The organism is Microvirga antarctica, assembly GCF_017921815.1.
GTDB classification, from domain to species: domain Bacteria; phylum Pseudomonadota; class Alphaproteobacteria; order Rhizobiales; family Beijerinckiaceae; genus Microvirga; species Microvirga antarctica.
Window position 1 is genome coordinate 1 of the sequence record NZ_JAGEMM010000207.1, and the last position, 279, is coordinate 279.

Sequence of the window (279 nt, forward strand, 5' to 3'; positions counted from 1 at the left end):
AACCGCGTGGTGGCGTTGCTGGGCGGTAAATCGCCGCATATCCAGAACCTGGCGGTCGGTGGGGTGGCGAACCCGATCAATCTCGACAGTATCGGTACGTTGAACCTTGAACGCCTGATGTACATCAAATCGTTTATCGATAAGCTGAGCGATTTTGTCGAGCAGGTGTATAAAGTGGATACCGCAGTCATCGCGGCCTACTATCCGGAATGGCTGGAGCGCGGCAAAGGCGCGGTGAACTACCTGAGCGCGCCGGAATTCCCGACCGACGGTAAAAAC

1 protein-coding gene is annotated in these 279 nt (G+C 55.9%); it reads left to right on the forward strand.

What is annotated here, in order from left to right; all coding sequences use genetic code 11:
* Positions 1-279 (forward strand): nickel-dependent hydrogenase large subunit (locus J4G32_RS21515; protein ID WP_210497787.1); only part of this gene is annotated, 279 nt, incomplete at both ends.